Source organism: Phyllobacterium sp. UNC302MFCol5.2 (assembly GCF_000686005.1).
In the GTDB taxonomy this organism is placed as follows: Bacteria; Pseudomonadota; Alphaproteobacteria; order Rhizobiales; family Rhizobiaceae; genus Phyllobacterium; species Phyllobacterium pellucidum.
In genome coordinates this window covers 1694444-1718644 of record NZ_JMLL01000010.1, presented here as the reverse complement: position 1 = coordinate 1718644, position 24201 = coordinate 1694444, and the positions used below count along the sequence as shown (strand labels likewise).

General features: G+C 58.9%; 22 protein-coding genes and 1 other RNA gene. 16 read left to right on the top strand and 7 right to left on the bottom strand.

Going from position 1 to position 24201, the window contains the following annotated elements; all coding sequences use genetic code 11:
- Window positions 1–12: 12 nt before the first annotated feature.
- The gene (locus tag BR48_RS0110350) at window positions 13–603 is read right to left on the bottom strand and encodes a 5-formyltetrahydrofolate cyclo-ligase (protein ID WP_348625685.1); all 591 of its coding nucleotides are present in this window, start codon (window positions 601–603) and stop codon (window positions 13–15) included.
- A 49-nt stretch (window positions 604–652) separates the two neighbouring features.
- Window positions 653–809: non-coding RNA, 6S RNA (ssrS, locus tag BR48_RS25820), on the bottom strand.
- A 115-nt stretch (window positions 810–924) separates the two neighbouring features.
- Here ssrS and BR48_RS0110345 point away from each other — a divergent pair.
- From BR48_RS0110345 to ligD, 7 genes are all read left to right on the top strand, one after another.
- Window positions 925–1764 carry a MoxR family ATPase gene (locus BR48_RS0110345; protein WP_027231238.1) on the top strand — a complete coding sequence of 280 codons (840 nt, stop codon included), beginning with the start codon at window positions 925–927 and terminating at the stop codon, window positions 1762–1764.
- On the top strand, window positions 1761–2207 hold the full coding sequence (locus tag BR48_RS0110340) for a GNAT family N-acetyltransferase (RefSeq protein ID WP_027231237.1): 447 nt from the start codon (window positions 1761–1763) through the stop codon (window positions 2205–2207). Before BR48_RS0110345 ends, BR48_RS0110340 begins: the two co-directional genes overlap by 4 nt.
- Complete coding sequence (locus BR48_RS0110335; RefSeq protein ID WP_027231236.1) at window positions 2207–3397, top strand: VWA domain-containing protein; 1191 nt, start codon at window positions 2207–2209, stop codon at window positions 3395–3397. Before BR48_RS0110340 ends, BR48_RS0110335 begins: the two co-directional genes overlap by 1 nt.
- Window positions 3398–3499: 102 nt before the next feature.
- The gene (locus BR48_RS0110330) at window positions 3500–4177 is read left to right on the top strand and encodes a FadR/GntR family transcriptional regulator (RefSeq protein ID WP_027231235.1); all 678 of its coding nucleotides are present in this window, start codon (window positions 3500–3502) and stop codon (window positions 4175–4177) included.
- Window positions 4174–5457: a CynX/NimT family MFS transporter gene (locus BR48_RS0110325; RefSeq protein WP_155810830.1), complete on the top strand. Its 1284-nt coding sequence runs from the start codon at window positions 4174–4176 to the stop codon at window positions 5455–5457. Before BR48_RS0110330 ends, BR48_RS0110325 begins: the two co-directional genes overlap by 4 nt.
- A gap of 80 nt (window positions 5458–5537) precedes the next feature.
- Complete coding sequence (locus tag BR48_RS0110320) at window positions 5538–6386, top strand: Ku protein (RefSeq protein ID WP_027231233.1); 849 nt, start codon at window positions 5538–5540, stop codon at window positions 6384–6386.
- 15 nt (window positions 6387–6401) lie between these two features.
- A complete protein-coding gene (gene ligD, locus BR48_RS0110315) occupies window positions 6402–8948 on the top strand; it encodes a DNA ligase D (protein ID WP_027231232.1) in 2547 nt (848 codons plus the stop codon).
- Window positions 8949–8957: 9 nt separating this feature from the next.
- Here the strand turns inward: ligD and BR48_RS0110310 are convergent, their stop codons facing one another.
- The 4 genes from BR48_RS0110310 to BR48_RS0110295 form a co-directional block, all read right to left on the bottom strand.
- Entirely contained in the window at window positions 8958–10811 is a 1854-nt protein-coding gene (locus BR48_RS0110310) for an ABC transporter ATP-binding protein (protein WP_027231231.1), read from the bottom strand.
- A gap of 135 nt (window positions 10812–10946) precedes the next feature.
- Complete coding sequence (locus BR48_RS0110305) at window positions 10947–11357, bottom strand: hypothetical protein (RefSeq protein WP_027231230.1); 411 nt, start codon at window positions 11355–11357, stop codon at window positions 10947–10949.
- A gap of 114 nt (window positions 11358–11471) precedes the next feature.
- On the bottom strand, window positions 11472–12284 hold the full coding sequence (locus BR48_RS0110300; RefSeq protein ID WP_027231229.1) for a Ku protein: 813 nt from the start codon (window positions 12282–12284) through the stop codon (window positions 11472–11474).
- Between the two features lie 63 nt (window positions 12285–12347).
- Window positions 12348–12647: an antibiotic biosynthesis monooxygenase gene (locus BR48_RS0110295; RefSeq protein WP_027231228.1), complete on the bottom strand. Its 300-nt coding sequence runs from the start codon at window positions 12645–12647 to the stop codon at window positions 12348–12350.
- Between BR48_RS0110295 and BR48_RS0110290 the strand changes: the two genes are divergently transcribed.
- Window positions 12646–13749, top strand: a complete 1104-nt coding sequence (locus BR48_RS0110290; RefSeq protein ID WP_051614744.1) for a DNA topoisomerase IB — start codon at window positions 12646–12648, stop codon at window positions 13747–13749. The two genes, BR48_RS0110295 and BR48_RS0110290, sit on opposite strands and share 2 nt — an antisense overlap.
- A 199-nt stretch (window positions 13750–13948) precedes the next feature.
- A complete protein-coding gene (locus BR48_RS26175) occupies window positions 13949–14251 on the top strand; it encodes a hypothetical protein (RefSeq protein ID WP_174208209.1) in 303 nt (100 codons plus the stop codon).
- Here BR48_RS26175 and BR48_RS0110280 read toward each other — a convergent pair.
- Entirely contained in the window at window positions 14238–16001 is a 1764-nt protein-coding gene (locus BR48_RS0110280; protein ID WP_027231226.1) for an EAL domain-containing protein, read from the bottom strand. The genes BR48_RS26175 and BR48_RS0110280 overlap by 14 nt on opposite strands.
- Before the next feature lie 161 nt (window positions 16002–16162).
- Between BR48_RS0110280 and BR48_RS0110275 the strand changes: the two genes are divergently transcribed.
- From BR48_RS0110275 to BR48_RS0110245, 7 genes are all read left to right on the top strand, one after another.
- On the top strand, window positions 16163–17755 hold the full coding sequence (locus BR48_RS0110275) for an EAL domain-containing protein (RefSeq protein ID WP_027231225.1): 1593 nt from the start codon (window positions 16163–16165) through the stop codon (window positions 17753–17755).
- 99 nt (window positions 17756–17854) lie between these two features.
- Window positions 17855–18616, top strand: a complete 762-nt coding sequence (locus BR48_RS0110270; RefSeq protein WP_027231224.1) for a transporter substrate-binding domain-containing protein — start codon at window positions 17855–17857, stop codon at window positions 18614–18616.
- A gap of 45 nt (window positions 18617–18661) precedes the next feature.
- Window positions 18662–19990, top strand: a complete 1329-nt coding sequence (locus BR48_RS25460) for a GGDEF domain-containing protein (RefSeq protein WP_051614740.1) — start codon at window positions 18662–18664, stop codon at window positions 19988–19990.
- Between the two features lie 23 nt (window positions 19991–20013).
- Entirely contained in the window at window positions 20014–20631 is a 618-nt protein-coding gene (locus BR48_RS0110260; RefSeq protein WP_027231223.1) for a CDP-alcohol phosphatidyltransferase family protein, read from the top strand.
- Window positions 20632–22440, top strand: coding sequence for a bifunctional alpha/beta hydrolase/class I SAM-dependent methyltransferase (locus tag BR48_RS24270; protein ID WP_081815813.1), 1809 nt, complete (start codon window positions 20632–20634; stop codon window positions 22438–22440).
- Entirely contained in the window at window positions 22437–23783 is a 1347-nt protein-coding gene (locus tag BR48_RS0110250) for a phosphatase PAP2 family protein (RefSeq protein WP_051614738.1), read from the top strand. Before BR48_RS24270 ends, BR48_RS0110250 begins: the two co-directional genes overlap by 4 nt.
- On the top strand, window positions 23776–24198 hold the full coding sequence (locus BR48_RS0110245; RefSeq protein WP_027231221.1) for a hypothetical protein: 423 nt from the start codon (window positions 23776–23778) through the stop codon (window positions 24196–24198). Before BR48_RS0110250 ends, BR48_RS0110245 begins: the two co-directional genes overlap by 8 nt.
- Window positions 24199–24201 lie beyond the last annotated feature (3 nt).

Below are 24201 nucleotides of genomic sequence, written 5' to 3'. Positions count from 1 at the left end.
GCGAGCCGTGCATCATCGAATGGATTTATCCGTCCGATTGATACTGCGCAACCCGCTTTCCGTCAGGATGGCTTCGAGCGGCATGTCATGCGGCTCGTCCGGCACGATTTCCACCTCCTGGCAGTCGAACGCCACGCCGACGAGGCGCGGATTTAGCCCCTTGTCCTCAAGCCTGGCGATTGCCCGGTCGTAATAGCCGGCGCCATAGCCAATGCGGTGTCCACGTGCATCAAAGGCCGCGAGCGGAACCAGCATGAAGGTTGGATCAAGCACGGCGGCCTCCACAGGCGGTCCGGCCGTGCCAAAACCGGTCTCGACCATAGGCGCGCCACGCACGAGTTCGCGAAACAGGATCGTCTGCTTGTCGATGATGACCGGCAGGCATAGCCGGGCGCCGCGTTCACGCAAACCGAAAAGCAGCGGTCGCAAATCGACTTCGGACCGGATCGGCCAGAATCCCGAAACGATGGCATCGGCATCAAGGGCGAAGGAAGCGAGACCGATATCGGCAATGCGCATCGACCCCTCGATACGCGTCTCGGTTGTCAGCGCGTCGCGCCGTCCGAGCGCCTCGAGGCGAAGTTTTTTCTTCAACTCTTTGATGGGGGAGTGATGCGTCACGGCAAGACTTTGATGGCGTGAAAAACAAAAGTGGCGTCCACACAACCGATGGAGAAGTCGATCCCGGGAACCTACAAAGTAGGTGGGCGCCGTGTGAAGAGGCCCACGGGCCTCCTCAGGGACAGCTCCCTAAGGGATCATTAAGGCCCCGGGGAATATGTCTCTCCTGTCGAGAAGCGCAGAGCGCCAAGCCGAATATAGGACGGCGCGCGCAATTGCACCAGTACCGTCGCCGGCTAATTTCAACCTCTTGCCCCGACGCTGCGCCATCCCTAATCTCGCGGGCTCACGAAAGGAATGAACATGCGCTTTGAAGGCACGGCGGCCTATGTGGCCGACAAGGATCTAATGATTGCGGTGAATGCGGCGATCGCACTGGAGCGTCCGCTGCTCGTCAAGGGCGAACCCGGCACCGGAAAGACCGAACTGGCGCGCCAGATCGCGGCGGCGCTCGGGCTGGATCTCATCGAGTGGAACGTCAAATCGACGACGAAAGCGCAACAGGGACTATACGAATATGACGCCGTCAGCCGCCTGCGCGATTCCCAGCTTGGCGATGCCCGCTTCAACGACATTGCCAACTATATCAAGCCCGGCAAGCTTTGGGACGCATTCACCGCGCCGAAAAAGGTCGTTCTCCTCATCGACGAGATCGACAAGGCGGACATCGAGTTTCCCAATGACCTCCTGCAGGAACTCGACCGTAACGAGTTCTTCGTCTACGAAACCGGGGAGACAATCCGCGCTGCCCATCGGCCGATCGTCGTCATCACCTCCAACAACGAAAAGGAGCTGCCGGACGCGTTCCTGCGGCGCTGCTTCTTCCACTATATCCGCTTCCCCGATGTCGAGACCCTGGCGAAAATCGTCGAGGTGCATTATCCCGGCATCAAGCAAAATCTGGTCCGCGCCGCACTGACGCAGTTCTATGAGATCCGCGACGTTCCGGGCCTGAAAAAGAAGCCGTCCACCTCCGAGGCGCTCGACTGGATCAGGCTGCTTGTCGCCGACGATATAGCGCCGGAGGATCTGCGGACCGATCCGAAGAACATGCTGCCGAAGCTGCACGGCGCCTTGCTGAAGAACGAACAGGATGTCCACCTTTTTGAACGACTGGCCTTCATGGCGAGGAGGCAGGGATGAGCGTTGAAATCCGCCCTTTGGCGAAATCAGACGAGGCCGAGTGGCGGCGGCTGTGGACCGGATACCTGACTTTCTACGAGACGACGGTGCCGGAAGAAGTCTACCGCACGACCTTCGAGCGGCTTACGTCAGGCAATGACCACGAGTATCGCGGCTTCATTGCCGAACTCGATGGCAAGCCGGTTGGCCTTACCCACTATCTCTTTCACCGCCATTGCTGGAGCATTGAAAACGTCTGCTATCTGCAGGACCTTTTCGCCGATCCGGAGGTGCGAGGCAAAGGCATTGGCCGCGCACTGATCGAGGCTGTGCACGCGCAAGCCACGAAGGCAGGGGCGCATTCGGTCTACTGGACGACCAACCAGAACAATGCGACAGCGCGGCAGCTCTATGACCGTATCGCCAAGGTCACGCCGTTCATCAAATACGTGAAGACTGTCTGATGTTCATCCCCTTCTTCCTTGAGCTGAAGGCGGCGCGCATTCCCGTTTCATTGCGGGAATATCTGACGCTGCTCGAAGGCTTGGAAGCGGGGCTCGTCGACTATGATGTGGAAGGCTTCTACTATCTGGCCCGCTCCGCGCTCGTAAAGGACGAGCGCCACATGGACCGTTTCGATCGGGTCTTCGGCCATGTCTTCAAGGGCATCGAAGCGTTCGGCGGCGACGACGGCATCAATATCGCCAATCTTCCCGAAGAGTGGCTGCGCAAGCTTGCCGAAAAGCATCTCAGCGAGGAAGAAAAGAAACTCATTGAGGCTCTCGGCGGCTTCGACAAGCTGATGGATACACTGCGCCAGCGGCTTGCAGAGCAGAAGGGCCGGCACCAAGGCGGCTCGAAATGGATCGGAACCGCTGGCACCTCGCCTTTCGGCGCCTATGGCTATAACCCCGAAGGCGTGCGCATCGGCCAGGATGAGAGCCGACATCGGCGCGCCGTCAAGGTTTGGGACAAGCGCGAGTTCAAGAATTTCGACGACAGCGTTGAACTCGGCACGCGCAATATCAAGGTGGCGCTCAAGCGCCTGCGGCGTTGGATTCGCGAGGGTGCCGACGACGAGCTCGACCTTTCCGGCACAATCCGGTCTACCGCCGAACATGGCTATCTTGATGTCATAACCCGTCCAGAACGGCACAACCATGTTAAATTGCTCATGTTTTTCGACGTCGGCGGCTCCATGGACGAGCACATCAAGGTCGCCGAAGAATTGTTCTCCGCAGTCCGATCGGAATTCAAGCACATGGAATATTTCTACTTCCACAACTGCCTCTATGAGGCGGTATGGAAGGACAATCGCCGCCGCCACACGCAAAGCATTCCAACCATGGACGTGATCCATAAATATGGACCGGATTACAAGGTCATCTTCGTTGGCGACGCGGCAATGGCCCCCTACGAAATCTCGCATGCGGGCGGCTCGGTCGAGCACTGGAACGAGAAGGCCGGTGCCGCTTGGCTCGGGCAGGTACTCGACCAGTGGAAGAACGCAGTCTGGCTCAATCCGACCAAGGAAAGCTATTGGGATTATACGGCATCGACGGCCATGATCCGCACGATTTTCGCGCACCGGATGTATCCGTTGACACTGGCGGGTCTCGAAGCGGCAACCCGCGAGCTTTCACGCCGGCATTGAACCGGGGACCCCGCCCATACTTTGCAATCCAGCGGTGTTTATTGACATCCCGTTTTACCAGTCGTATTAGTCAAGTCATCAGATGACTTTAGGACTTTTGCCATGCAGCCCGCTGCGCGCACCAATCTTGCCGAAACGGCAGTTAATAATATCCGGGCGGAAATCACCGCCGATCGCTGGAAGATTGGCGACCGCATTCCTAACGAAGCGACGCTTGCAGACATGCTTGGCGTCAGCCGCGGCACCGTACGTGAAGCTGTGCGTGTCCTCGTAGCGCAAGGCTATCTCGAAACGCGTCAGGGATCGGGGACCTATGTTCTGTCCGTGATCGACACGGATGAAAGCCTGCTGCGGATGCGGCGGACCGGGTTGCGCGATCAGGTCGAGACCCGCTGTGCGCTCGAGGTCGAGGCGGCAAGGCTCGCCGCGGCCCGGCACAGGCCAGAAACGATAGCGCATCTGCGGCAGCTGCTCGCCGACCGCGGCGAATATGATCCGGCCGATCATGATCGCTATGTTCAGCGCGACCTCGCCTTCCATAAGGCCGTCGTGGCTGCTTCGAACAATCTCGCCTTCGTCGAAGTCTACGAGTTTTTCTCGGCCTCGATTCAGGAAGTCATCAAGGCGACCGTAACGGGCGAACTTCCGGAACCCGACATGGCGGCGCACCTCTCGATCGTCGATGCAATTGCCTCCGGCGATCCCGACCTTGCCGCGTCGACGACGCGGGCTTTCATGGCTCCCATCCTGGATGAAATTGACCGGTTGCTTGCATCATGAACCACATGCCATCGAAATCCCGCGCTGAGGCGGCCATCGGCGATCAACTGATCAACGCCGAAGCCGACAGCGTGCCGGAGCCGCGTGCGCCGCAATTTTCGAGCCGCAGCGTCGCCATTATCACCGGCCTCAGCCTTGTGCTCATTGCATTCAACCTCCGTCCGGTGTTTTCCAGCGCTTCGGCCCTTTTGCCCGAGATCATCGCGCAGACCGGACTATCGTCCTTCGGAGCTGGCGTCTTGACGACGCTCCCCGTCGTTTGCCTCGGCATCTTCGCCCCACTCGCGCCGAGGCTGGCCCAGCGCATTGGCGCAGAACGCACACTGCTCGGCGTGCTCCTGCTCCTTGCGCTCGGTACTGCGCTGCGCGGCCTGCAATCCTTACCCCTTTTGTTCATCGGTACCGCCCTTGCCGGCGCCTGCATTGCTATCGGCAACGTCTTGCTGCCGGGACTGGTAAAGCGCGACTTCGCCAGTCGCACCGGCCTGATGACGGGCCTCTATACGATGGCGCTTTGCGCCGGAGCGGCAACCGCGGCAGGCTTTACCCTTCCGCTGCAACGCATGCTCGGCGGCTCCTGGTCGCTCGCGCTCGGCGCGTGGGCCATGCCTGCACTTGTAGTGGCTGCAATCTGGTTCCCGCATGCATTCTTCCGCAAGGTCCGTACCAAGCATGCGGGCTTCAGGGTCGAAGGATTGTGGCGCGACCGCCTCGCCTGGCAGGTCACCCTGTTCATGGGGCTCCAGTCCGCCCTCGCCTATTGCATTTTCGGCTGGCTGTCGCCGATCCTGCGCGAGCGCGGCATGGATGGTGTAACGGCTGGGCTCGTCGTTTCCGTCTCGGTCATGGTCCAGGTCTTTGCCTGCCTTTTCGTGCCCTCCATCGCCGTGCGCTGCAAGGACCAGCGCGGCGTCAACCTTGCGCTCATTGCACTTGCCATCACCGGGCTGATGGGTTTCCTGTTCGCACCGCTATCGACCGTATGGGTTTGGGCGGTCCTGCAGGGGCTTGGACAGGGCGGTCTCATCGCCATCGCCATGACGATCATCGTCCTCCGCTCGCCCGATGCTCACGTCGCCTCGCACCTTTCAGGGATGGCGCAGTGCATTGGCTATATGCTTGCCGCGGTCGGTCCGCTGCTTGTCGGCCTGATCCACAGCGTCACGGGCAGCTACGCCGCGACTGCTATCCTGTTCGTGCTATTGGGCGTAGGGGTAGCCTTTTTCGGCTGGGGCGCGGGCCGCGCCGCGCATGTAAAAGCACGGACTATCGCAATTTAACAATTTCGGCATAGTATGCTACCAAGGTCGGAACCAACCGTGTTCCCCGGCATTTGTTGCGTAGCCGAAGGAGTTGAGTATTGGCGCCACGTGCGAACTGGAAAGGCTATCTCAAAGTAGCGGAGCTGAGTTGCCCCGTGAGCCTTTATACCGCCGCGTCGACATCCGACCGCATCGCTTTCCACACCATAAATCGCGCCACCGGCCACCGGGTGATGCGACAGTTCATCGACAGCGACAGTGGCAAACCGGTGGAAAAAGAGGACCAGGTCAAGGGATACGAAGTCGGCTCAAACGACTACATCGTCCTTGAGCCGGACGAGGTGGCAGCGGCCGTTCCCGAAAGCGACAAGACCCTCAATGTCGAGGCATTCGTGCCTATGGATGAGATCGACGATCTCTACTTCGACAAGCCCTATTATTTGACGCCTGGCGATAAACATGGCCAGGAGGCGTTCGCGCTCATCCGCGAAGGTCTGAAAGCCAAGAAAGTTGCTGCTTTTGCGCAGACCGTCCTCTTTCGCCGCGTGCGCACGCTGCTGATACGACCGGACGATGCCGGGCTGCTCGCGACGACATTGCAGTTCAATTACGCGGTGCGCTCCGCCAAGGAAGCATTCGACGACGTGCCCGAGATGAAGATCAAAGGCGAAATGCTCGAACTTGCCAAGCACATTATCGATACCAAGCACGGCACGTTCGATCCCTCGAAATATACGGACCGTTACGAATCCGCGCTCGCGGAACTCGTCAAGGCCAAGCTCGAGGGCAAGGCAATCCCGGTTCGCAAACCCCAGAAGTCGGAAAAGGTTGTCGATCTCATGCAGGCACTTCGCGAAAGCGCCGGCATGACGGCAAAGAAGGCCGCACCAAAGAAGGCGGCGGGTACCAAGGCAAAGGCCGAACCTGCAAGGCGCAAAGCAAGCTGAATCTGGGTCTGATCGATGGTTGCGCTCGAAACCTACCGGAAGAAACGCAATTTCAAGACCACGCCCGAACCCAAGGGCCGCAAGGCGGCTAGTGCCGGGAACAGCTTCGTTATCCAGAAACACGACGCCACACGGCTTCACTACGATTTCCGACTGGAGATGGACGGTGTTCTCAAGAGCTGGGCGGTGACGCGCGGTCCGAGCCTCGTTCCCGGCGAGAAGCGACTTGCCGTTCATGTCGAGGATCATCCGCTCGAATATGGCGACTTCGAAGGCACCATCCCCAAGGGCGAGTACGGCGGCGGCACGGTCATCGTCTGGGATAGCGGCACCTGGACACCCGTATTCGACGAGCATCGGGGGTATGCCAAGGGGCACCTCGAATTCGAACTCCATGGCAAAAAACTATCGGGCCGCTGGCATCTTGTCCGCATGCAGGGCCGCCCACGCGAAAAGCGCGAGAACTGGCTTTTGATCAAGGGCGAGGACGACGCTGCGCGCACGCCGGGTGATCCAGACATTCTTGCGGAAAAGCCGGAATCGGTGAAGACCGGGCGGGAAATTGGCGACGTCGCCGGCGAAACTCCGGGATGGTCCTCCAAGACCGGCAAGATCGACAAGAATGCCCCGAAAGCCCGGCCCGCAAGGAAAGCCGCTCCTGCGGTCGAGGTCAGTACGCCCGATCCCTCGACTATCAAAGGCGCGAAGAAGGCGAAGCTCCCTGTTTTCGTCGAACCCGCCCTGGCGTCGCTTTCGACAAAGCCGCCATCGGGGGAACGCTGGGTTCACGAGATCAAGTTCGACGGCTACCGGCTGCAGGCGCGGATCGAGGCTGGCCGGGTGAAGCTTCTCACCCGTACAGGGCTCGATTGGACCAAGAAGTTCGGCAAGGAAATCATCGCCGCGCTGCAGGAACTTGCGGTCGGCACCGCCTTGATCGATGGCGAACTCGTCGTCGAAGCTTCCGCCGGAGCCTCCGACTTTTCTGCGTTGCAGGCAGATCTCAGCAGCGACCGCACGGATCGATTTATCTTTTACGTCTTCGATCTTCTCTATCTAGACGGTTATGACCTTCAGGCTCTGCCACTCCTCGAACGCAAGGCGGTGCTGCAGAAGATCGCCGGTGGCAGCACGGGCATGGTGCGGTTTAGTGAGCATTTCGAAGGCGACGGCCAGAACATACTCTCCCATGCCTGCCGGCTCAGCCTTGAAGGCATTGTTTCGAAACTGCGCGACGCGCCCTATCGCTCGGGCAGGGTAAAGAGCTGGATCAAGGCGAAATGCTCGCAAAGGCAGGAGTTCGTCATTGCCGGCTATGTCCCTTCGACGACATCGCGCAAGGCAATCGGCTCACTCGTCATGGGCGTTTACAATGGCGACAAGCTCGAACATGTCGGGCGTGTCGGCACCGGCTACAGCACGGCCGTCGCCGAGGATCTTTTTCGTCGTCTTGAGCGTATCCGTCAGCCGGAAAGCCCGTTTGTCGCGCGTCTTGCCGCCGATGCGGCGCGTCAGGTGCGCTACGTCAAGCCACAACTCGTCGCCGACGTCGAGTTCCGCACCTGGACGGCCGACAACAATCTGCGTCACGCCGCCTTCCGCGGCTTGCGCGAGGACAAGCCGGCGCACGAGGTTGTCCGGGAGACGCCCAAAATGAATGGACAGGCAAAACCGCAGAGGTCCACCGTGAAACTCACGCATCCCGATCGCATCTACTGGCCCGACCAAGGCGTAACCAAGCAGGGACTGGCGGATTATTATACCGAGGTCTGGCCCTATATTTCGCCCTTCATCGTCGGGCGGCCGCTGGCGCTGCTGCGAAGCCCGGAAGGCATCACCGGCCAATCTTTCTTCCAGAAGCACGCGTGGAAAGGGCTCAATCCGAACATCGTCCTTGTGAACGACCCGATGGACAAGGATGAGGAGCCACTGATCAGCATCAAGGATCTGGACGGGCTGATCAGCCTCGTGCAGGCCGCCGTGCTCGAAATCCACCCCTGGGGCTCGACCGTAAAGGATTGGGAACGTCCGGACATGATCATCATGGATCTCGATCCCGGCGATGGCGTTCCGTGGGAGCAGGTCATAAGGGCGGCAGAGGAAACGCGCGAGCGGCTGGAACAGGCTGGCCTGAAGGCGTTCCTGAAGACCTCCGGCGGCAAGGGTCTTCATGTCGTCTCGCCCCTCAAGCCGAAAGCGGCATGGCCAGAGGTCAAGGCGTTTACAAAGGCGATTGCAGATTCGATGGCTGCCGACAGTCCCGGACTATACGTCTCCACCATCACCAAGGCAAAACGCGCCGGCAAGGTCCTCATCGACTACCTGCGCAACCAGCGCGGCGCAACGGCGGTCGCACCCTATTCGACGCGGGCACGAGCGGGCGCGGCCGTATCTATGCCGCTGGAATGGAGCGAACTTACCCCGGGAATTGGACCGGCTTACTTCACCGTCCTCAACACCCCGACGCGTATCGCCTCGTACAAGGCCGACCCCTGGGCCGATTTCCGCGCAGCAGCGGCGCCGATCGAAAAGCCGAAGGGAACGCGCGCGAAGAAGGCCTAGAAAGCGGCTCTAGTCGATTTCTTCGGCAATAAAGCCTGCTGTCTGGCGTTTCCACAGGCGGGCAAACAAGCCGTCAGTCGCCACGAGTTCGTCGGGCCTTCCCTCTTCGACGATGCGCCCCTGATCGAGCACGACTATTCGGTCCATCATGGCAATCGTCGAAAGGCGATGCGCAATGGCAATCACCGTCTTCCCACCCATCACGAGATTGAGCTTTTCCTGGATTGCGGCCTCGGACTCGCTGTCGAGCGCGGAAGTCGCCTCGTCAAGGATCAGAATGGGGGCATTTTTCAAGAGAACGCGCGCGATGGCCACGCGCTGGCGCTGGCCCCCGGAGAGCTTGATGCCGCGGTCGCCGACGAAGGCGTCGTAGCCCTTGCGGCCCTCACTGTCGGAGAGATCAGCGATGAAGCCATCGGCACTCGCCATCTTCGTCACCCTTTCGATCTCTTGCTGGGCCGCATCCGGCCGGCCATAGCGGATATTGTCGCCGACCGAACGATGCAGCAGCGCGACATCCTGGGCGATGACGCCGATGCTCTGACGCAGGCTGGACTGCGTTACGCTGCGGATGTCCTGGCCGTCGATCGATATCGCGCCATCCTTGATGTCGTAGAAACGCAGGAGCAGGTTTGCGAGCGTCGTCTTGCCGGCGCCTGAGAGACCTACGAAGCCGACCTTTTCGCCCGGCCGGATCGTCAGGGACAGATGGTCAATGACGGGTTTGCCCGACGCGTACGCGAAGCGGACGTTCTCGAATCGGATCTCGCCCCGGTCCACAACAAGCTCGGCCGCCTCCGGCCGATCGGTGATTGTCGGCGGTGTCGTCATGACCGGCATGGCGTCCTTGATCGTGCCGATCGCCTGGAAGACCTGCTGGCCCATCTGCAGGAATGTGAATGTGTGACCGGAGAAGCGGCTGAGAACATAGACGGCGGCCGTGAACTCGCCGATCGTAACGAAGCCGTCAACGAGGCCGGTAAAGCCGATCCACAGGATCGCTAGCCAGTGCATCATGTTGAGGACGACGACGATGACCTCAGCCGTACGGTAGATCCGCTGTTCGCTCTGCTGCGCCTTGATCGCCTTGCCGATTATGCCTCTGATGGCACCGGCCTCGCTGTCTTCCGCGGCGAATTGCTTGACCATCTGCATATTGGCGTAAAGATCGGTGATGGCGCCGGAAATCAGGCTGCGACGCCGCGCAGAGCGCCGTGAGCGCTCGGTAAAGACGGGCGCCAGCCTGACGGCGAGCAATACGTTGAGCGTGATCCAAACGATGGACGGCAGCGCAAGCTGCCAGGAGAGCGCGCTCAGCAGAACAACGGAGCCGACCATCTGCATGATGAATCGCGGGATGGACTGGAAGGCGGAAATGACCTGCTGCTGCACGGCTGACGCCACCTGCTGCAGGCGCGAAGCGACCTGGCCGGCATAGAGATCGTGGAAGAAGGCGAGGTCCTGCCGCTCGACCGCCCTGTGGCCCTGCCATTGAATGGCAGCCGGCATGCCGATCCCAAGCGTGTGCGAATTCAGCGTATTGACGAAAAAAGACGCGATCGGGATGACGGGGAAAAGCATCAGGCCGAGGAAGATCAGCAGCATTCGGTCGTTGTGCAGGAAAGCGACAGCGCCCTGCTGTGTGACGCCATCGACGATGACAGAAAGGCCCCAGACGATCGTCAGGTTCATGGCCTCGATCGCCATGGTGCAGAGGGCGAGCGTGATCAAGATGCCGCGAAACATCAGGACGAAGTGAAGAAGAACAGCCACTGGCCCCTTGGACGGCAGGGGCCTGTAGGGGATATCGAGTGGCCGGATCAAATTCTCGAAGGGACGGTAGATTGCATCTGAAATTGACATGGCTCGATCGGACACCAGATGAGAAGGAGGGCGAAAACCTGAACCGCCGAATCGCATGCCGTCCGGCCATAGTCTCAATCTATATCAGGGGCCTGGAGTTCCCCTAAATTACGCCCGACATAGCCACGCCGGCATTCAGTTCGATCGTCCCGACAGACCCTTGATCAATCTGCTGATCAGCGAAGGTGAACTTCGGACAGGAGCAGGATAATAGTCACCAGTCTGTGGATCGTAACAGTCGATGTCGTGGCGGTGCGCTGTTTCAACGATAAAGGCCAAAGCATCCTGCAAACCGTCCCAGGTGACGTGGAGCGACATGAAGTCGTCGGAGATCGTCGACTTTATCGGGCTGAACGTCCATATCGTAGCTCCGCCCTGAGGAGAGATATCCGGATATCGCTTGAGAAGAGCATCCGCAAAGGCTTCAAGGCTCGGAGCGGCCTTTTTGTCCGTGCTTTCGGTTTTAGCATCCACCCATTCGTCAAAATTCGGATCACTAGGCGTCATGCCGGCGCTGGCAGCCCAACAATAAAAATCTGCTGACATATCAAATTGCCTTCTTGGCTCACGGCGTCAGCGATGGACGCCCAAATTGCTGATTGAAATTATTCATTCTAAAATTCGAAACCGTTCGTAGATAACAACAGAAATCGATCTTGCCTACCGTTTCTTCGTCGGCTTGCTGTCGCTCGCTATACTCTTGCGTAGCGCATCCATGATGTTGATGACGTTGCTGGGCGCCTCTTCCGTTTCCGCCGCCTTGGCCTTTGCCGGACGCTTCTTGCCCTTTTTCTTGGCCGCGATGATTTCGAGCAGACGGTCCTGCACCGGATCTTCGGCCATCTTCGGATCCCACGATTTGGTGCGCTCCTCGATGAGTGTCTGCACCAGTTTCATCAGTTCAGGATCGGTCTTGCCGGTAGGAATATCGCCGAAATAGGCGTCGCCGTCGCGAACCTCGTCGCCATAACGGAGCGTCCACAGCACGATGCCGCGGCCGCGCGGCTCTATCATGACCGCCCGCTCGCGGCGATACATGACAAGGCGGGAAATACCGACCCTTCCTGTCGCTACCATCCCTTCGCGGATGACGGCAAAGGCTTCTTCGCCGACGGGATCATCGGGCGTCAGGTAATGCGGCTTGTCGTACCAAATCCATTCGATGCTTTCGCGCGGCACGAACATCTCGATGTCGATTGTGCGCGTGCTTTCGAGCGCGACAGCATCGATCTCGTCATCCTCGAGCACCACATATTCGTCCTCGCCGCGCTGATAGCCTTTTACCTGATCGTCCTCGTCGATAGCCTTGCCGCTGACGGAATCGACATATTGGCTGACCACGCGGTTACCGGTCTTCCGGTTCAATGTATGAAACCGCACCTTTTCCTGATCGGTCGTAGCCGGAACCATCGCCACGGGACAGGTCACCAGAGACAGTTTCAGATAGCCTTTCCAGAAAGAACGAGGAGCCATGTCAACCTTTCCTTGCCGTCCAGCACGAAAGCTGCAAACAGCCGAATCGTTCCCGCATAATAACTATGGCAGTTTCGCCGCCAAAACCTCAAGCTTGTTGATCTGAGGCGGACTGGCGAAAAGTTCATCCGCCCGCGCCATCAAAGCTGCAGCAACCTTGCCGGAAAGATGGGCGTTCCGCGCGCTTTCATCCGGAAAGGCATCGAAGATTGCAAAGTTGCTCTTCCCCATCCGAATGCCGAACCAGGCGACGGTTCCCGCTTCTTCGTTGACGAGCGGCAAGGCGGATTTCAGAAAGGCCGCGACCTCTTCTTCCTTGCCGGGTTTTGCTTCGAGCGGAACATAGAGAGCAAGTTTCGTCATGGTCATTCCTCCCTTGACTGCGATGCGCGTCACTCGGCGCTGGAACAGTCTCGCCGCAATCACGTTTCTCGGCAATAGACATGTGGAGACGACGGTGAAGCGCGGATATGAAGATTATGCAGAAGAGCTTGGCCTGAAACTGGTCGATCCGGCAGATTTCACGTTAATCCGCACACCCTTTAAGAAGGGCTTCCGCTATAAGCGGATCGACGGCAAGCTGCTTTCTCCCAAGGACGAAGCCCGTATCGTGGCACTCGTCATCCCGCCGGCCTGGACCGATGTCCGTTGCTGCGGTAGCGCAAAGGGCCACATACAGGCTGTCGGGCAGGACGTACTCGGGCGCCGGCAATACATCTATCATCCGAAATGGGAGAACGTGCGCAACAGCATGAAGACCAACCGTTTGCTTGCATTCGGCAAGGCCTTGCCGCGCATCCGCAAACGGGTGATGCGCGACATGCGCAGCAAGCCGACATCCGGAAAACCACTCGCTGCCCTTGCCATCAAGCTGATCGACCAGAAGGCGTTTCGTGCCGGTCACGAAAAATATGCCAAGGATGGCGGCCGTGGCATCGCTTCGCTTAAAAGCACCGACCTCAAGATCGATGGCAATACTGCAAGCTTCGTTTTTGCCGGCAAATCCAAGAAAACCAATGAGATAACGATCAAGGATCCGTCTGCGGTCAAGCGCCTGAGGCTATTGAAGCGTCGGGGACGGCTGTTCCAGTACAAGGACGAGAATCGGTGGCGAAAGCTTCATGCCGGCAAGCTCAACGAATATCTGCGCGAGATTTCGGGTTCGAAGGTCAGCGCCAAGGACTTTCGCACCTTCCACGGTTCCGCACGAGCACTGGCCTTCCTGGCCGGTATCGAGGCGCAAAGTGAATCGGCGCGCAAGCGCGCTGTTGCGGCGGCTATGCGCCATGTCAGCGAATTTCTGCGCAACACCCCGGCCGTGACAAGGTCGAGCTACGTGCACCCGTTGATAATCGAAAGTTTCAACGCTGGAGAACTCGGCGGGGCCTTGCTGCGATCCCCTCATCGAAAGGGTTTGAGCGGCCCCGAGACCGGCCTGATGCGGCTCCTCGAAGGCGAACGCTAGATGCCGGATATGTGTTCAAGGGCGTTTGAGAAATTTGGAACCGCAGGGCGCGATTCCGCATTGCGGTAAGTGGGCCGCGGAAAAGAGGAAATAAATTCGATTTGCTGGCGCTCGGAAAATGCGCTTAGCTCACATCATGCCCAGCGGGAGGCGACCCGCAATCATGGATGTGTTCTCGCCTTATCTGAGGGAGCGTGTCATGGCCTTTTTGGAAATCGACAGACGCATATTTACCACCACTGATTGGGAAATCATGCAGCGCGCGCATAATCGCGCTTCGATTCTGCTAGATCGTTGCCCAAGGACCGATCCTCGGTGCAATGAACTTGCGCGAACCATTATCGCAATGTTCGAAAGCGGGATCCGCGACGAGGATGAACTGGCCGCAATGGCGGCAAACCGCGAACTGAGTTTTCTCGGTGCGCGCGGTCATTTCCAGAAACCCTTCCCGATCGGCAAAATCAAGCAAGGGTTGATGCCGGAGTCATTCACGGAACACTAGAGCCTTTACTCCGCTCGACAAGCAGCCGAGCGCCAAGGTCCGCCGCAGGTTCCGGGTAGGCGATTGCATAGCCCTGCAATGTATCGCAGCCAAGACGCCGCAACAATTTCGCGTGTTCGTTGGTTTCCACGCCCTCTGCGATCACTCCGATGCCGAGCGCCCGCGCTATTCCAACGATTGACCCGACGAGGCTCCTCTGCTCGGGCGAGATCGTGATTGGCATCACCAGGCGCCCGTCAATCTTCAGGCGCTTGGGTTTGAGTTTCAGGAGACCGATGATCGAGGCATGACCCGAACCGAAGTCGTCCACCTCGATGTCAATTTCCATTTGCTTCAGCAGGGAAATGTTGAGCAGGACTTCGTCTTCGAGCTCGTCGAGAAAGATCGTTTCCAGCAACTCGAACGAAATCGCATTGTGCGGAATCTGCAAAAGACGCAGCTGATTGATCAGCAACGGATCGGACAGGCGCGCCGCCGACGTGTTGACCGCAATGCGTGGCACCGCGATGCCGCTTTCCTGCCAGACCTGCCGGTCGTGCAGCACTGCTTGCAGCATGGCTGCATCGAGATCGGCCATGAGGCCGAGCGTATTTGTCACCTTCAGGAAGGCCTCGGGGCCAAGCACGCCGCGCTTGGGGTGTCGCCAACGGGCCAACGCCTCTATGCCGACGATTTCACGTGACTCGGCATCGATCTGGATCTGGTAGAAGGGCACGAACTCGCCGCGCTCAAGGCCCCGCTTCACATGTTCAGCAATGCGACGGTCCCGCGAAAGTTCGCTTTTGAGGTGCGGCGCAAAGAATTCAACACGGTTGCGGCCGAGCTTCTTGGCGCGGTAGAGCGCGATATCGGACTCGGCGAGCAGGCCCGAGGCGTTGCCGTCATTGACCCAGGCGACGCCGATGGAGGCGCCGGTCTGCAGCAATGCTCCGCCGTGGGATACGCCCTGCTTGAGGAGGCGCACGATATGCTCCGCAACGACTTCCAGCTCCCGGATCGTCGCGAAATCCGAAAGGAGGATGATGAACTCGTCGCCGCCCATGCGCGCAACAAAGCCGCCTTCCGGGACGACAGAAGCGATCATCAACGCCGCCGACTTCAGCACGGCATCACCGGCGGCATGGCCCGCCGTGTCGTTTACCTGCTTGAAATAATCGAGGTCGACATGGAGCACGGCAAGGCGCTCCCTTAAGGGATCGTTCGACAGTTCGGCAAGACGCCTGTCGAAGAACCGCCGATTGGGAAGACCGGTCAGATAATCGTGCTCGGCAGCATATTCGATCTGAGCGGTGCTGGCTTCGAGGGCAAGCGTCCGTGCTTCGGCGATCGCCTTCTGGTTCGACAGTTCGCGGGTAAGCATGACATCGGCGGTCACGTCCCACTCGGCGCCAACGAACGTGCCGCTGCTGCCATCGTCGTAATAATGCGCCCGCGACCTGATGTGACGAATATCTCCGTTCGGGAGTATCACCCGGAACTCCGATACGTAGTCGCTCTTGAGCTCGGCGGCTTCATTGAAGTCCTCCATGGCTCTTGACCGATCGTCAGGGTGAATCGCATTGATCCAAATTTCAGAGCTAACTCGTCGTTGCGTACCGCCGGTGCCATAGAGCCGGTGCATCTGTAAATTCCAGATCACCTCGCCGGTCTCGGCATTGTGCTCCCAGACGCCGATCTGCGATGCGTCGAGCGCTATTTCGAGACGACGAAGGATGTTTTGGAATTCTTGCTCTGATCGCGCCGGCTGCATCATCTTCTCGTTGTAGATCCACCCTCGCCACAACTTACAGCGTGGATTTCGGGTTCGCTACGATTATTGTCTCGCGTCATTCGGTCAGAGAAATTTTACGACTTGCCGTGCAAGGATGATTTTAACCTGGAAGCTTGGCGGATCGATGCTTGGAAAAGACGATGAGAATTTTCTGGATGCGGCGCTATTTCGATCGAGCCTGGTTCAGGTGTCTGCTCGTCGCCGCCTTGATAATCGGCGGCGGTATCTGCGGTGCATGGATCAGCAAGCTGGTTATCGTCTCGAGCGATCGGGCGGACATGCGCAGATACACCGATCAGGTTCTTGATCGAGCGGTTGACGTTTTTGCCGAAGTCGACGACATGCTCGCCGTTATCAACGGCTCTCCCTTTCCTTTCTGCTCGACCGAAGAAATCAGCTACCTTCGCGATATTCTGTTTCGAACGAAGTTCCTGAAGGACCTCGGACGGGTCAAGGACGGCGCTTTTCATTGTTCTGCGGTTTTCGGGAAGGGACGCAAACCAATGCCCCTGATCACGCATGATTTCGAAACATTGGACGGCAAACTGATCTACACGAAGGCGCGTCTTGCCATCTCCAACACCACCGCCCCGATCATCGGCACTGGCCACGCCAATGTCGTCCTCGACCCCCAAGCTTTCGAAACGCTGAAAAATCCCGACTACACGTTCAGCGTCATGTTCAATCCCGTTGGCATGCCCGAGACGATCGGTCTCTTCGGCACACTCAATCAAGGGGCAATCGGGAGGGTCAGGCCCTCCGGCGGCGGGAGGCAGGGCGGTACGATCTTTCGCAACGTCTGCAGGAAAACCGCCTGCGTAACGGTCAATGTCGAAGTCGGCAGGCTCGAGGCATCGGCGCAGCCCATGACGATCATTCTGACCCTGTTCGGAGCGGCGCTTGGCGGCGCGCTCGGAGTGATCCTCATCCTGCTACGGCGCAACACGATGAGCATGAAGGCACGCCTGCAACAGGCGATCGCGCGCAAGCGGCTCACAGTCGAATATCAGCCCATCGTCGATATCGTCACCGGAAAACCGGTGGCGGCGGAAGCGCTGGCGCGTTGGCGCGACAATGGCGAAGCAATTTCGCCGGATGTGTTCATTTCGGTTGCGGAGAAGTCAGGCCTGATCAATCGTCTGACGACCTGTATTATCGAACACGTCCTGGACGACATGGCGGCGTTTCTGGTGGCCAATCGGAATTTTCATATCAATATCAATATATCCGCTGCCGACCTTTTCGATCGACAGTTCAACGACTGGCTCGCGGCCCGGCTCAAGGCGGCAAACGTTGCCAGCGACCAGATCCTGCTCGAAATTACCGAGCAATCCACCGCCAACTCCAGCGATGCAATCGCCGCGATACGGCGCTTGCGGGCGCGCGGGCACAAGATTTTCATCGACGACTTCGGAACCGGCTATTCGAGCTTGGCCTATCTTGGCGAACTGAGCGTCGATGGCATCAAGATCGACCGCTCCTTCACCCGGACTATTGGAACCGGGTCGGTGTCGGTTTCGATCATCCCTCAAATCATCGGCATGGCCCATGTGCATCATCTCGCCATCGTCGTCGAGGGCATCGAAACAGAGGCGCAGCGCGACTATTTTGCCGCTCTCGTGCCGAAGGTGGATGGGCAGGGATGGCTGTTCGGCCGGCCGACCACTTCGGCAGCCATCCGAGAAATGCTGCACGCATCGCGCGAACAATCTAATGCAACTTCTGATATTTAACTTAAATCAAGCATGTTCGGATTAATTGTTGATCGATCATAGTTTGTTCATTTCGTCCGAGTGATTCTGCTATCATCGGGGTATTGGGGACGGCAAACGATGAAATTGACAATCCTGGCAGTGGCTGCTGTAGCACTTCAACTGCTCGCGGGCAGCGCTTCGGCGGAAGCCCTAAAACTTAGAGTTGCAACGGAAGGCGCATATCCGCCGTTCAATTCCATCGATGCCAATGGCAATCTCGTGGGCTTCGACGTTGATATAGCCAAGGCTGTCTGCGAGGACATGAAGGCCGACTGCACCCTCGTTGCAATACCCTGGGATGAGATTATCGGCAGGCTGGAAAACAACGAATACGACCTCGTCGTAGCGAGCATGTCGTATACCGATGCCCGGGCCGCGCGAATGGAGTTTTCAAGCTCCTACTATCGTTCGCATTCGGCGTTTGCAGGAGACCCGAACCGATTCAAGGATGTTGCGCCCGCCGCCCTGAAGGGCGTGCGCATCGCGGCCGGCAAGCAGACGATCCAATCGGAATATCTGGAGAAGGCCTATAGCGAGAGCAAGATCGTTTTGACCAAGGACGAGCCGGAAGCGCAAAAGCTGCTGCAGGCGGGCGAGGTCGATCTGGTGCTGGCGGATTCCATCGACCTGCTGACCTTCCTGCAATCGCCGAACAATTCGAAGTTCGACTATGTCGGCGATCCGGTAACCAACGGCTTTCTCAAAAGCTCGGCGCACATCACCGCCCAAAAGGGTAATGTGGAATTGATCAAGAAGGTCAACGAGGCGCTCGATCATCTCCGGCTGAACGGGACGTATGATCGTATCAACAACACTTATTTTCCCTTCAGCATCTACTAGGTAAAACCGGCAATGGCAGCGCGCAGGAGAGGAGTGCAGATATCGATGATCACGGCCGGAAGGCTGCTGATCGGATTCGTGCTCCTTTACGCCATAGTTGCCGCAGGCGTTTCCATCGTATTCCTGCGCAAGATCGAGAACGATGCGCGCTATACCCAGGAACAGCAGCTGCCGCTGGTCTTGAGCCAGAACCGCAACGCCATCAAGGTCGAGCGGCTGGCGTCGCTGGCGCGTTCGATTTACCTCGCGAAAGACCGCGAGCTGGAACGACAGCTGCAATTGCAGACGCATGTGCTTGCCCAGAGCTTTACGCTGGATGAAAATGATCAGTTGGCAAAGGGCGTCCAAAAGGTCAGCAGCCACGTCAAGCAGATCGTCGCCCTGCGCGATCAGGTTCGCAAAATGGATGCCGGCGATACGAGTCCCGACCCCGCCGTTCGAGCGGAGCTGGAGCGGCAGGCCCTCGAAACCTACCAAAGCGCCATGCGGGTAACCGATGAGCTCGGCCAATCCATCGTCAGCGACGCCGCGGTTCTCGCCTATGGCATGTCCGGCGATATCCAGCGGACGGCGAAGATGATCCAGGTAGCGTGGATCATCATTCTGACGCTGCCGGTTCTCATTGCTGTCGGCGCGATCTATGTCGTGGCAAGGCACATAATTCGCCCCATAAATTCGGCCATCGAAGGCCTGCGCTCCATCGACCGCCACGAAAAGCGCAGGCTCAGACTGCGCCGGCCGCTGTTCCGTGAGTTGTCGACGATCAACGAGGCTATCGAAGCCTATGGCCACGTCTCACTCGATCTGCTGCGGACCAATTCCATCCTGCAGGCGCTTTCCGAAGAAGACGGCCTGACGACCCTTGCGAACCGGCGCAGTTTCGAAAAGCGTATCGGCGAAGAGTTTGCCAAGGCGACGCAGAACGACACCGATCTTGCAATCCTCATGGTCGACCTCGACCACTTCAAATCGATAAACGACCATTACGGCCACCAGATGGGCGATACCTGCCTGAAAATGACAGCGAATGTCCTGCGCAGCATCGGTGCCGAACGCGATTGCCACGCGGCTCGCTACGGCGGCGAGGAATTTTCCCTGGTCTTTCCAGATTGCGATTTGCAGAGCGCGATTGCCGAAGCGGAAAAAATCCGGCTGTCGATCAGCAGCCTTATCATCACCTCAAGCTACGATGAAACCATCCGTATCACCGCCAGCGTCGGTGTGGCGACCATAAAAAGCGGAAGGTTCGAGACTGCGGCGCAATTGCTCGAGAATGCCGACCGGGCGCTCTATCTTGCCAAGCACAGCGGACGCAATATTGTGAAATCCCTTCCTTTGCCCGGCAGGGCCGATTTGAAACCGCTGACGGCCTAGACCAATTCTCGGGAATCCCGCCGATGCCAACGCTCTATTCCCTGAAGCCAGCCTTCCAGAACCTGCTGCGGCCGCTCGTCGGTCGCCTGGTCGCGCGCGGTGTCACCGCCAATCAGGTCACCCTCGCGGCAGCCGTGCTTTCGGTCCTTGCGGGAGCGGTGGTGGCACTATTCTACGACATCTTCGTCGTCTTCTGGCTGCTGCCCGTCGTCCTTTTCGTGCGCATGGCGCTTAACGCGATCGACGGCATGATGGCCCGCGAGTTCAGGCAGGCTTCGAAACTCGGTGCCTATCTTAACGAACTCGGCGACGTCGTCTCGGACGTGGCGCTCATCCTGCCCTTCATGCTGGTCGGGCCATTTGCGCCGCCCGGTGTCGTCACCTTTGCTATAGCTGCGATGCTGACCGAATATGCCGGCGTCCTCGGCGTGATGACCGGCGGGGGCCGCGGCTATGACGGACCCTTTGGCAAGAGCGACCGTGCCCTGGCACTCGGCGTCATCGCGGCCCTCATCGGCAGCGGTATCATGCTCCCTTACTGGTTCGGCTGGATCTTTCCTCTTATGGCGCTCCTTTCGGTCTACACCATGATCAATCGCGTTCGCGCAGGCTTGCGGCGCGCGGAAACGGCGGCATCCTGAATGATCTCGTTGGCGGAACACGAAGCGACGACCGAGAACGCCAACGGCAGCACTGCGCCCGGCGCAGCCGAAGAGCATTTCTTTCGCACGCATGACGGAACGGAACTCTTCTATCGCAAATGGCCGGCGCACAGCGGGACGGCCAGAGGCGCAATCGTTCTTTTGCATCGCGGCCATGAGCATGGCGGGCGTGTCGCCCACCTTGTCGGCGAGCTTGGTCTCGATGATTTTGCATTCTATGCCTGGGATGCCCGCGGCCACGGCCGTTCTCCTGGAACGCGCGGCTTTTCTCCATCGTTCGCAGCTTCGGTACGCGATCTCGACAGTTTCGTTCGGCACATCATTGCCCGGGACGGTTTTGCCATGGAAGATATCGCGGTCGTCGCCCAATCGGTTGGAGCAGTTCTCGCGGCAAGCTGGGTCCATGACTATGCGCCGCCCATCCGCGCACTCGTTCTTGCGTCGCCGGCCTTCAGCGTAAAACTCTACGTTCCCTTTGCCCGGCAAGGCATCTCGCTCTGGCAAAAGCTGAAAGGCCAGTTCTTCGTCAATTCCTACGTCAAGGCCAAGTTCCTCACCCACGATCCCGAGCGCATCGCCTCGTTTGAAAACGACCCGCTGATCACCCGCCCCATCGCTTCCAATATATTGCTCGACCTTTACGATACCGCGGAGCGGGTCGTCGCCGACGCCCGCGCGATCATCGTGCCGACGCAGCTCCTGATCTCGGGGAGCGACTGGGTCGTTCGCCATGCGCCGCAACACCGCTTCTACGAAAATCTGGCGCATCCCCTGAAGGAACGGCATGTTCTGAAAGGCTTCTTTCACGACACACTCGGCGAAAGGGAGAGGTCCATTCCCATCGCCCATATGCGCCGCTTCTTAACCGAGCGCTTTGCTAAGGCTAAGGCCCCAGCCGAACTCGACGTCACCAACGCCGATGCCAGTGGTTACACACGCGACGAGGCGGACCGGCTTTCGTCACCACACGATATGCTTTCGGCCAAGGGCCTATACTGGACCTCGTACAGAACCTCCCTGCGCTGCGCCGCCCTCATCTCCGAAGGCATTCGCACGGGGGTAAAGACCGGCTTCGACTCCGGTTCGACGCTCGACTATGTCTACCGGAACCAACCGCGCGGGATCGGCCCGGGCGGGAGGCTGATCGACAAACAGTTCCTTGAAGCCATCGGCTGGCGCGGCATTCGCCAGCGAAAGCTGCACCTCGAAGAGCTGATCGAAATGTGCCTCGCCAGGCTCGCCGCGAGCGGAAGAACAACGAATGTCCTCGACATTGCTGCCGGCCACGGTCGCTATATCCTCGACGCCATCGCGCGATCTGGCGTAAAACCAGACAGTGTCCGGCTCCAGGATTATTCGCCCATCAATGTAGATGCGGGGAACAAGTTGATAGCCGAGCGCGGTCTCCAGTCGATCGCGAACTTCCATCAGGCTGATGCCTTCGATGGCGACATGCTTGCGGCGACTGTGCCCTCCCCGGATCTTGCGATTGTCTCCGGGCTTTACGAACTATTTTCCGACAATGGCATAATCCGCCGCTCGCTCGATGGCCTCGCCCGGGCGATGCAACCCGGCAGCCTTTTGATCTACACCAACCAGCCCTGGCATCCGCAGCTCGAAATGATCGCACGCGCGCTGACATCGCACCGCGGCGGCGAAGCCTGGATCATGCGCCGGCGCACACAGGCCGAAATGGACCAGTTGGTCGCTGCCGCAGGGTTCAAGAAGATCGAGCAGCGTATCGACCGCTGGGGCATTTTCACAGTGTCGGTCGCCGAGCGTAAATGAAGGCGGCTAGCGTTTCACCGATTGGCAAATGGCGTCTTGAAGGGCCGGTGGCCAAGCGCGCCATCCTATGGCTCGCCTTTCTCGCACCCTTCTTCTATCTCACCTATGGCACCGCCAACTGGCTCGCCGCGCAACGGCTGCACGTTGCGCACATAACCTTCAGCTGGGAACAGGAAATTCCGTTCCTCGCCTGGACGATTTTTCCCTATTGGTCGATCAACGCCTTTTACGGCCTGTCCCTGTTCCTCAATGACACCCCATCAGAGGTGGACCGCCTGGCAAGGCGCTATCTCACGGCGCAGATGATCGCCGTTGCCTGCTTCGTCGCCTTTCCCCTGACCTTTACTTTCGCAAAGCCTTTGACGAGCGGAGCGCCGGGCTTCCTCTTCGATTTGCTCGGGGGTTTCGACAAGCCATTCAACCAGGCGCCGTCCCTGCACATTGCCTTGCTCATCATCATCTGGGAACACTGGCGCCACCGGCTCGCAGGCGCGATACTCTGGCTATGGCACCTGTGGTGCCTGCTGATCGGAGTTTCCGTGCTCACGACCTACCAGCACCATTTCATTGACATACCAACCGGCGCACTCCTCGGATTCTTTGCCTTGTGGCTATTTCACGCCGGGGAGCGGTCGCCGCTGGGGGATTTTGTTCTCAGTCCGAATGGCAAGCATAAGCGTATCGGCAGCTACTATGCCGCCGCCAGTTTGGCGCTTCTTCTCCTTGTTGTAGTCGAAGCAGCGAGATCGATCATTTACCTCATCTTGCTTTGGCCGGCTCTGGCGTTCGGCATTGTCGCCCTCGCCTATCTTGGCGCAGGGCCCGGAGTCTTCCAGAAACGCCAAAATGGAACAGTATCGCTGGCCAGCCTGTGGCTGCTTGCACCCTATCGGCTTGGCGTAAAAATCAACATCTACCTATGGACCCGCAAGCTGCCTTCCTCCGTGCGGATTCTTGACAACATCCACCTCGGCCGTCTGCCGAAGCGTGCCGAGCTTCCGGCTTTTGCCAGTGTGATCGATTTGACCAGCGAACTTGCAAGACCGTCCGGCGTCGAAATTGCCTGGCGAACTTTCCCGGCGCTCGATCTCGTCCCGGTACCGCCCGACGATCTTGAAAAAGCTTCGGAAGCCATCGAAAATGCGCAGATGAGAGGTCCCGTGCTCGTCTGTTGCGCGCTCGGCTTTCAGCGCAGCGCAGCGGCAGTGGCGACCTGGCTTTTGCGCCATGGGCACGCTGTTGCCGCAGAACAGGCGATACACCTTATAAAGACAGGGGGCAGGCCAATACACCTGAGCGACGATATGATCGTGACGGAAGAAACAGGGGAACGTCATGGATGAAGACGCGGAGACCTTCGCGGCCCGTTTGACGCGCAGGGCCCATACATATGGGTTTTTGACCTGCATTCTATTGGTGGCATCTTCCGTTGCGGGAGACGCCGGGGGCAAGCTTTTCAGTTGGCTATGGCCACTCCTGATAGTTGGTGGTCTGACGACGCTGTTCCTTGCCATCTATCTGCGCTTCGATGCGGCGCTTTTCCATTTCATTGCCTCGCATGAAGACGAAACGGCGGGCTGTCGTGCCGCCGACAAGCTGCTCGAGCGCATGCGCCTGCGCAAATGCCCAAAAACCACCCGTCCGCTCAACGCTCGCATTGCCGGCACCAACCGCCTGCTGATGCGCCTTCATCTGGCTTTCGCGGTCTTCCTTGCCCTCTTTGCTTCCGCAACGGCCTATGGTTTGTGGACGGCATAAGCG

Coding starts and splice junctions, on each gene's coding strand:
- BR48_RS0110345 (WP_027231238.1), top strand. CDS start 925: ATGCGCTTTGAAGGCACGGCGGCCTATGTGGCCGACAAGGATCTAATG.
- BR48_RS0110340 (WP_027231237.1), top strand. CDS start 1,761: ATGAGCGTTGAAATCCGCCCTTTGGCGAAATCAGACGAGGCCGAGTGG.
- BR48_RS0110335 (WP_027231236.1), top strand. CDS start 2,207: ATGTTCATCCCCTTCTTCCTTGAGCTGAAGGCGGCGCGCATTCCCGTT.
- BR48_RS0110330 (WP_027231235.1), top strand. CDS start 3,500: ATGCAGCCCGCTGCGCGCACCAATCTTGCCGAAACGGCAGTTAATAAT.
- BR48_RS0110325 (WP_155810830.1), top strand. CDS start 4,174: ATGAACCACATGCCATCGAAATCCCGCGCTGAGGCGGCCATCGGCGAT.
- ligD (WP_027231232.1), top strand. CDS start 6,402: ATGGTTGCGCTCGAAACCTACCGGAAGAAACGCAATTTCAAGACCACG.
- BR48_RS0110310 (WP_027231231.1), bottom strand. CDS start 10,811: ATGTCAATTTCAGATGCAATCTACCGTCCCTTCGAGAATTTGATCCGG.
- BR48_RS0110305 (WP_027231230.1), bottom strand. CDS start 11,357: ATGTCAGCAGATTTTTATTGTTGGGCTGCCAGCGCCGGCATGACGCCT.
- BR48_RS0110300 (WP_027231229.1), bottom strand. CDS start 12,284: ATGGCTCCTCGTTCTTTCTGGAAAGGCTATCTGAAACTGTCTCTGGTG.
- BR48_RS0110290 (WP_051614744.1), top strand. CDS start 12,646: ATGGTCATTCCTCCCTTGACTGCGATGCGCGTCACTCGGCGCTGGAAC.
- BR48_RS0110295 (WP_027231228.1), bottom strand. CDS start 12,647: ATGACGAAACTTGCTCTCTATGTTCCGCTCGAAGCAAAACCCGGCAAG.
- BR48_RS26175 (WP_174208209.1), top strand. CDS start 13,949: ATGGCCTTTTTGGAAATCGACAGACGCATATTTACCACCACTGATTGG.
- BR48_RS0110280 (WP_027231226.1), bottom strand. CDS start 16,001: ATGCAGCCGGCGCGATCAGAGCAAGAATTCCAAAACATCCTTCGTCGT.
- BR48_RS0110275 (WP_027231225.1), top strand. CDS start 16,163: ATGAGAATTTTCTGGATGCGGCGCTATTTCGATCGAGCCTGGTTCAGG.
- BR48_RS0110270 (WP_027231224.1), top strand. CDS start 17,855: ATGAAATTGACAATCCTGGCAGTGGCTGCTGTAGCACTTCAACTGCTC.
- BR48_RS25460 (WP_051614740.1), top strand. CDS start 18,662: ATGATCACGGCCGGAAGGCTGCTGATCGGATTCGTGCTCCTTTACGCC.
- BR48_RS0110260 (WP_027231223.1), top strand. CDS start 20,014: ATGCCAACGCTCTATTCCCTGAAGCCAGCCTTCCAGAACCTGCTGCGG.
- BR48_RS24270 (WP_081815813.1), top strand. CDS start 20,632: ATGATCTCGTTGGCGGAACACGAAGCGACGACCGAGAACGCCAACGGC.
- BR48_RS0110250 (WP_051614738.1), top strand. CDS start 22,437: ATGAAGGCGGCTAGCGTTTCACCGATTGGCAAATGGCGTCTTGAAGGG.
- BR48_RS0110245 (WP_027231221.1), top strand. CDS start 23,776: ATGGATGAAGACGCGGAGACCTTCGCGGCCCGTTTGACGCGCAGGGCC.